Source organism: Marinococcus sp. LNSP9103-4, from assembly GCF_056034345.1.
In genome coordinates this window covers 23,782-31,173 of sequence record NZ_JBQLIA010000028.1, presented here as the reverse complement: position 1 = coordinate 31,173, position 7,392 = coordinate 23,782, and the positions used below count along the sequence as shown (strand labels likewise).

The 7,392-nt window shown below is 46.8% G+C and carries 8 protein-coding genes; 3 read left to right on the top strand and 5 right to left on the bottom strand.

All coding sequences use genetic code 11. The features are described from left to right. Positions 1-195, top strand: a 195-nt coding sequence (locus ACTRXG_RS14900; RefSeq protein WP_474278667.1) for a hypothetical protein, incomplete at its 5' end; no start/stop codon positions are given. Between the two features lie 128 nt (positions 196-323). Here ACTRXG_RS14900 and perR read toward each other — a convergent pair. The 3 genes from perR to bcp all read right to left on the bottom strand — a co-directional run bounded on the left by perR (position 324) and on the right by bcp (position 1,693). After that, entirely contained in the window at positions 324-761 is a 438-nt protein-coding gene (perR, locus tag ACTRXG_RS14895; protein WP_322526179.1) for a peroxide-responsive transcriptional repressor PerR, read from the bottom strand. A gap of 95 nt (positions 762-856) precedes the next feature. Then, a complete protein-coding gene (locus ACTRXG_RS14890; RefSeq protein ID WP_462864827.1) occupies positions 857-1,168 on the bottom strand; it encodes a cyclic-di-AMP receptor in 312 nt (103 codons plus the stop codon). A gap of 15 nt (positions 1,169-1,183) precedes the next feature. Beyond that, positions 1,184-1,693, bottom strand: a complete 510-nt coding sequence (gene bcp / locus ACTRXG_RS14885; RefSeq protein ID WP_474263583.1) for a thioredoxin-dependent thiol peroxidase — start codon at positions 1,691-1,693, stop codon at positions 1,184-1,186. A 109-nt stretch (positions 1,694-1,802) separates the two neighbouring features. Here bcp and ACTRXG_RS14880 point away from each other — a divergent pair, with 109 nt between their 5' ends. Further along, entirely contained in the window at positions 1,803-3,104 is a 1,302-nt protein-coding gene (locus tag ACTRXG_RS14880) for a glutamate-1-semialdehyde 2,1-aminomutase (RefSeq protein ID WP_474285702.1), read from the top strand. A 29-nt stretch (positions 3,105-3,133) separates the two neighbouring features. Further along, the gene (locus ACTRXG_RS14875; RefSeq protein ID WP_474263578.1) at positions 3,134-4,210 is read left to right on the top strand and encodes an FUSC family protein; all 1,077 of its coding nucleotides are present in this window, start codon (positions 3,134-3,136) and stop codon (positions 4,208-4,210) included. Positions 4,211-4,247: 37 nt separating this feature from the next. Here ACTRXG_RS14875 and ACTRXG_RS14870 read toward each other — a convergent pair whose 3' ends face one another. Beyond that, the gene (locus ACTRXG_RS14870; RefSeq protein ID WP_474285701.1) at positions 4,248-5,618 is read right to left on the bottom strand and encodes a dipeptidase; all 1,371 of its coding nucleotides are present in this window, start codon (positions 5,616-5,618) and stop codon (positions 4,248-4,250) included. Positions 5,619-5,640: 22 nt separating this feature from the next. After that, the gene (locus ACTRXG_RS14865) at positions 5,641-7,383 is read right to left on the bottom strand and encodes an ABC transporter ATP-binding protein (RefSeq protein ID WP_474285700.1); all 1,743 of its coding nucleotides are present in this window, start codon (positions 7,381-7,383) and stop codon (positions 5,641-5,643) included. Positions 7,384-7,392: the final 9 nt, after the last annotated feature.

Genomic DNA, 7,392 nt, shown 5'->3' with positions numbered 1-7,392 from the left:
CCGAAATGCCCTAAAAATGTGTTGCTTTTGATTGGGGCTCTGGCTTGTCTTTCCTTTTCAAAGAACGATCTGCCGCTAAACAGCGACTTTTATAATTTATCATTTTTGAATAATGAATGTCAACAACTTTTTGAAGAAGTTTTAATTCGTTATTCTCTTTTCTGTCAGCCGTTTTGGCGACAATTAGTAATATAACATCGGCCTATAAGACCGTCAACCACTTTTGCAAAATAATTTTAAATTAGTTTTTAAGAGAACTTCCTGTGTTCAAGAAGCATACAAAAGCCTTCATCCATTAAAAAGATGAAGGCTTTTAAAACAGCTTACTGTTTGCTCATCTTTGTACATTCCGGGCATGTTCCGTAAATCTCCAGCCGGTGATCTTCAATTTCAAAGCCCGTTACATGTTCAGCTAACGTTTCTACTTCATCCAGGCCCGGATAATGAAAGTCTACAATTTTCCCGCAATCATTACATATTACATGGTAATGATCTGAAGTCACGCAGTCGAATCTGCTTGAGGAGTCCCCGTAGGTTAATTCTTTCACTATACCAGCATCTTTAAAAACCCGAAGATTATTGTAGACTGTGGCTACACTCATGTTCGGAAAACGTTCTTCAAGAGATTTATAGATATCGTCAGCAGTAGGATGGCTCATTGAAGAGTGCAGAAACTCTAAAATAGCATGACGCTGCGGTGTCATCCGAACGTTCGTGCTTTTCAAGACACTTACTGCTTCCTGTAGGCTAGCGCTCGCCATCGTCATGCACCTCTCTTCCTGTAAAACGATTCTTTATTTGTAATTCTTATAATCTATTCTATCGGAACCCCCTGATCCTTGTCAATGAAAGGGGGTCAGCGATTCTCATCTGCTTGGGCTGATTGAAAAAAAGGAAGCATCGATACGTCTAAAAGAAAAGAAGTAAACCTGTTTGAATGTTCGGGCCGTTTTCCTCTGTGTTTTTCGTAAGCCAGGCATATATCCTTTAAATCTGTTTTCAGCTTCGGCACTTCTTCTTCATTCACGCCAAACATAAACGTCGTATTTCCTTTTTTCAAAAAACCGCCGCTGCTCGCAATCTCTGTCATACGGTAGCCTTTATCTTTCATTTCCATCTCTACCTGATCAGTATAAAAATTATCGATAATACAAAGAAGCAGTTTCATCTTTTCACCCGCCTGCTATTTTTTAGAAGATGACAAGAATTCATCAACATACCGGGATACTTCCGCGATATGGTCCTTTACCTTCACTTCGTCCCATACTTTCTGCACGATTCCTTCTGTATCAATAAAAAAGGTGGAACGCACAATTCCAAGGTATTCTTTACCGAAGTTTTTCTTCCATTTCCACACTCCAAAGGCGTTGGCTGCTTCCTGTTCTTCATCAGACAGGAGCGGGAAGGAAAGTTCATGCTTGGCGGTGAAATTTTCGTGTTTTTTCATTGAATCAGGGCTGACCCCAAGTACTTTAACGTTTTTATCATTCAATTCCGGGAGAGCATCCCTGAAATCGCAGGCTTCAGTTGTACATCCAGGCGTGTTATCCTTCGGGTAAAAATACAAAATCACGTTTTGTCCCTGGTAATCACTTAAACGAATATTTTCTCCAGTAGTAGCGGGAAGTTCAAAATCAGGAGCCTGTTTCCCTTCCAGATCTTTTGGATTTACACTGCTTTCTTCTGTACTCATGTCGATCACCTCAGCACTTGTTTTTATCTTATGATATCATGGTTTTTGCTTTTCTTCTCCATGATACAATAGATAAGAAATAGTTGATAGTAAGGAGAGTAAGGAAAATATGTCCTATGAAAAATCAGTCGAACTCTATAACGAAGCCTGCGACTTAATTGTAGGGGGAGTGAACAGCCCCTCCCGCTCTTTCAAAGGTGTCGGGGGCGGCACTCCCGTCTTTATGAAAGAGGGACGCGGCGCCTATTTGTTTGATGAGGATAACAACCGCTACATTGATTACCTCGGAGCTTACGGTCCTATTATTACCGGGCACGGCCATCCGCACATCGCTGAAGCTATCAATGAAGCTGCCCGTACAGGCACGCTGCTCGGCACTCCCACTAAATGGGAAAATATTTTTGCTAAAAAGCTGAAGGAAACCGTTCCTTCTCTTGAGAAAGTAAGGTTCGTCAATTCCGGCACCGAAGCTGTAATGACCACTATCCGTGTAGCCAGAGCCTATACCGGTAAACATAAGATTATTAAATTCGAAGGCTGCTATCACGGCCACTCCGACCTTGTGCTTGTCGCAGCCGGATCCGGCCCTTCAACGCTCGGGTCCCCGGACTCTGCGGGCGTGACTCCCAATATTGCCGCAGAAGTCATCACCGTTCCATTTAACGACATTGAAAGCTTCCGCGAAGCCATTAAACGCTGGGGAGACGAGACGGCGGCGGTCCTTATCGAGCCTATCGTGGGAAATTTCGGTCTTGTCGAGCCGGAGCCCGGTTATCTTGAAGAGATCAAAAAACTCACACACGAATCGGACTCTCTTCTTATCTTTGATGAAGTCATTACTGCTTTTCGTTTCACCTACGGTGCTGCCCAAAACATGCTCCAGGTGGAACCGGATATGACCGCCATGGGGAAAATTATAGGAGGCGGTCTGCCGATCGGTGCCTACGGCGGCCGGGTTGATGTCATGGAGCAGGTCGCTCCCCTTGGTCCAGCCTATCAGGCAGGAACAATGTCCGGAAACCCTGCTTCTATGCGTGCCGGCATTGCCTGTCTTGAAGTATTGGAAAAAGACGGAGTGTACGACACGTTAGATCATCTGGGTGAACGCCTTGAAAAAGGTCTCCTCGATCAGGCTGAAAAATACAGCATTCCCGTTACGATCAATCGGTTAAAAGGAATGTTTACCATTTATTTCACAGACGAAACAGTAAAAGACTATAAAGGGGCCGAGCGTTCGAACTCAGAGAGGTTCAGCATCTTTTTTAAAGAAATGCTCGACCGGGGCGTGCACCTCGCTCCTTCAAAATACGAAGCCTGGTTTCTCACCACTGAACACAGTATAGGCGACATAGAAAAAACGCTGGAAGCTTCGGACCAGGCCTTCGCAGCCTTAAGCAGCTACATTCACTAAGTTCAATACAGAAAGGAATACAATCCGTTATGAAGCTGGGAGCCAGAATTTTCAAGACCGGTCTTGCGATCGTTCTCGCTATATACGCAGCATCTTGGATTGGATTGAATCCTCCTTTTTTCGCAGCTATCGCCGCTACTTTCGCTATTCAACCGTCCATATCCCGCACATTCCAGACAATGCTCGACCAGCTTCAGGCTAATATTATCGGAGCTGGCACAGCTATTGTTATGGTACTTGCCTTCGGACACGAGCCGGTAATTATCGGCGTCACGGTGATGATTATTATTGCAGGCATTTTAGGCTTGAAGCTGGATGCCTCCACCATTCCGATTGCTGTTGTGACAGTCATCATTATCATGGGAAGGCCCGGAGACGGCAATTTTATTTTATTTGCCTCAGAGCGGTTTGCTTTAATCATGCTCGGGATTCTTGCATCTTTTTTGGTCAACATGCTGTTTCTGCCGCCAAAGCATGAAACTAAGCTGTATCAGCAGATCCGGGACGTAACCCAGGATACTATTCAGTGGATCCGGCTGCTTGGAAGGCACGAAACTAACCGTCAGACGCTGCGGAAAGACCTTTCCTCTCTTAAAGACCAGACCGTTTCCATCGAAAACCTGTACCTTTTGTTTAAAGAGGAACGCGTGTATACAAAAAAAGCCCGGCTCACCAGGGACCGGCGTGTTGTTCTTTTTAAACAGATGATCGCTTCGATGAATAAAATCGTGACCATCCTGCGCACTCTTGATAAATTTGAAAACGATATGCAGCACACGCCTTCAGACATGCAGGAAGCCATACGCAATCAGCTTGATCATCTTATGGATTATCATGACAGAATTCTTCAGCGTTATGTAGGCAAGGTGACCACTCATCTTACCGAGGAGATGGCCGAAGAGGTCGATGAGGGCAGAGCGTCTTTGACAGATCAGCTCATGGAAATGTATGAGCAGCAAAATATCGACCGCTCGGAATGGCTTCACCTTCTTCCTATTGTCGCACATATCGTCGAGTATAATGAGCAGCTTGAACATCTCGACCGGCTTGTCGAGACCTATTTCCGCTATCATAGCAGTGAAGATTTCTTCGCTATTGAAAACTAAAAGGAGGACTCCCAGCACGGGCGCCCTCCTTTTTTATTTATAAGTTTTCACTGATCTCCATCAGGTATTCTGCTAAAGCCTCAAGACCTTTGTCGTAGTTTTCCAAATGAAAATGTTCATTCGGTGCATGGAAATTTTCGGTTGGAAGGCCGAACCCCATCAACGCTACCGGCACGTTTAACGTTTGGGAGAACGTTTCAATGACAGGCACAGATCCTCCCATTCGCGTATATGCTGCTGTTGTACCGTACGCTGTTTCAAGCGCCCTACCGGCTGCCTGGATGGCCGGGTGGTCAAACGGGGTAACAAATGGCCGGCCTTTATCAAACGGAGTCACCTCCACCTCTACGCCTTCCGGGGTCTTTTGCTGAACATGAGCTTTCAGCTTTTCAACAATCTCATCCGGGTCCTGGTCAGGCACGAGCCGGCACGTAATCTTAGCTGAAGCAGCAGAGGGCAGCACCGTTTTGATGCCTTCCCCCTGGAAGCCTCCATGCATACCGTTAATTTCAAGCGTCGGCCGGGCCCACGTTCTCTCCAGAAATGAAAACCCTTCTTCGCCGAACAGCTCCGGTACGTTCAATTCTTTCCTTGTATTTTCTTCGTCGTACGAAAGCTCCGCATACGCCCGGCGTTCCTGCTCCGTAAGCGAAAGAACCCGGTCGTAAAAACCATCAACGGTAATACGGCCTCTGTCGTCATGCATAGATGCAAGTATGTCGGCCAGTGCATGAAGCGGATTTGCGACTCCGCCTCCGTAAAGACCGGAGTGCAGGTCTCCTTTCGGCCCCCTCACATCAATTTGAATACCAGCCAGACCCCGCAGTCCATAGCAGACTGTGGGACGGCCTTTTTCAAGCATCGGCGTATCGGAAACCAGCAGTACATCTCCCTGCAGCAGTTCACGGTGCTTTTCTACAAACTCATCCAGATTGGGACTGCCAACCTCTTCTTCTCCTTCAATACAGAACTTTACATTCACCGGAAGCTCTCCTTTGGTCTGCATGAAGGCTTCAATCGTTTTAAGATGCATAAACACCTGGCCTTTATCATCCGTGGCTCCACGGGCATAGATTTTTTCGTCCCGTATCTCCGGATCAAACGGCGGTGTCTCCCACAGCTCAACCGGATCGGCCGGCTGCACGTCATAATGGCCATAAAATAGGACTGTAGGCTTCCCCGGGGCGTGCATCCATTCTCCGTACACGACCGGGTGACCGCCTGTTTCCATTACAGCCGTGTTTTCCAAACCGGCTGCCTGCATACTTCTCTCTACCCAGGAGGCCGCAGTTCCCATATTGGGTTTGTGGTTAGGGTCTGCGCTAATACTTGGTATCGATAAAAATTCTTGCAGCTGGTTTAAGTGGCTGCTTCGATGATGTTTGAAATAATTTTTGACTTCTTCCATGGTTGCCCTCCCTGCTTTTCAATTACACATGCTGAACGTCAAACAGCCTCTGGTAAGAGCCTTCTGCCATCATTAACTGCTCGTGGCTGCCTGATTCCACTACACGTCCGTCTTCGATTACGACAATCCGGTCCGCATGGGTGATCGTTGAAAGCCTGTGCGCTACAATAAAAGTCGTTCTGTCACGTGCAAGCCGCTCCATCGCTTCCTGGATATAATGCTCACTTTCCAGATCCAGCGCTGAAGTGGCTTCATCAAATACAAGTATTGATGGGTTTTTCAAAAACACACGGGCAATAGCAATCCGCTGCTTCTGTCCGCCGGAAAGCTTCACGCCCCGTTCTCCGACCGGGGTATCATAGGCGAGCGGCAGTTCGTTAATAAAAACCTCTGCATTAGCCATAAGAGCTGCCTGTATGACTTCCTCATCCGTAGCTTCCGGTTTCCCCATCCGGATATTTTCTTTCACCGATTCGCTGAATAAAATATTGTCCTGCAGCACCATGCCGATATGATCCCGGAGTGTGCGCACTTCATAGTCCCGCACGTCTTTTCCGTCGAGAAGCAGAGCACCGCCGCTTACATCATAAAACCGCGGAAGGAGACTGACGATCGTACTCTTACCGCCGCCGCTCATGCCGACCAGTGCGATAGTTTCCCCCGGTCTCACATGCAGATCAACATCTTTTAATACATCGTTAGTATCCTCTTCGTATTTAAACCATACGTGGTCAAACCTAATGTCGCCTTTAACGTGCTTCACCGGCACCGCTGTTTCTTTATCGGTAATATCGTATTTTTCATCAATAAATTCAAACACCCGGTCCATTGAAGCAATCGACTGCACGAGGGTGGTAGATGAATTCACCAGACGCCGCAGCGGACTGTAAAGCCTCTCCATGTAAGAGGTGAACGCCACCATCTCCCCGACGGATAAATTTCCGTATAATACAGCCAGGCCGGCTGCCAGGATAACTACCAGCGGCGCTACATCTGTCACGGTATTAACGGCAGCAAATGTTTTAGCATTCCAACGCGTGTGGTCCACTGCCCGATCCAGGAACTGTCTGTTTCTCGTATCGAACTGTCCCTGTTCATGATTTTCGAGCGCAAAGCTCCGGATGACGCTCATTCCCTGCACCCGTTCATGCAGATGGCCCTGCACGTTTGCAAGAGCCTGCGACCTTGCTTTTGTTAAATCCCGCAGCCTTGAATAAAAATATTTGATGAAAAAGGCATAAATGGGTAAAAACAACATCGCCACCAGCGTTAATTCCACGTCCATCGTAAACATAATAATCAGCGCAATAATAATAGTCGCAAGATCAAGCCATATGTTCATCAGGCCGGTAATGACGAAGTCCTTGGTCAGCTCAACATCGTTGATCACCCGAGAAATGATTTCGCCTGCCTTGCGGTTGGAATAAAAACGCAGGCTCAGTTTCTGGATGTGGCTGAATAATTGATCACGGATATCATACAAAATTTTATTTCCCGTCCACTGGGCAAAGTACTGCCGGTAGTATTCAATCGGCGGACGAACGATAATAAAAAGCACAACCGCTCCGCCTGCCAGCCAGGCGAGCACTCGTGCTTTCTCAGCTGTTGCCATGCCATCGGCCAACAGCACATGGTCTATAATATAAGCAAGTATGAGCGGCGTTAAAAGCGGCAGACCGAATTTAAAAATGCCAATAATCACTGTCACCGCAATTATTTTATTGTACGGCCGCACAAACTGCATGTAGCGTTTAATACTGCCCATCTTTTTCAC

What these genes read in the sequence shown, in the direction of transcription:
- perR (WP_322526179.1), bottom strand. Translation starts at nt 761, where the DNA reads ATGGCGAGCGCTAGCCTACAGGAAGCAGTAAGTGTCTTGAAAAGCACG.
- ACTRXG_RS14890 (WP_462864827.1), bottom strand. Translation starts at nt 1,168, where the DNA reads ATGAAACTGCTTCTTTGTATTATCGATAATTTTTATACTGATCAGGTA.
- bcp (WP_474263583.1), bottom strand. Translation starts at nt 1,693, where the DNA reads ATGAGTACAGAAGAAAGCAGTGTAAATCCAAAAGATCTGGAAGGGAAA.
- ACTRXG_RS14880 (WP_474285702.1), top strand. Translation starts at nt 1,803, where the DNA reads ATGTCCTATGAAAAATCAGTCGAACTCTATAACGAAGCCTGCGACTTA.
- ACTRXG_RS14875 (WP_474263578.1), top strand. Translation starts at nt 3,134, where the DNA reads ATGAAGCTGGGAGCCAGAATTTTCAAGACCGGTCTTGCGATCGTTCTC.
- ACTRXG_RS14870 (WP_474285701.1), bottom strand. Translation starts at nt 5,618, where the DNA reads ATGGAAGAAGTCAAAAATTATTTCAAACATCATCGAAGCAGCCACTTA.
- ACTRXG_RS14865 (WP_474285700.1), bottom strand. Translation starts at nt 7,383, where the DNA reads ATGGGCAGTATTAAACGCTACATGCAGTTTGTGCGGCCGTACAATAAA.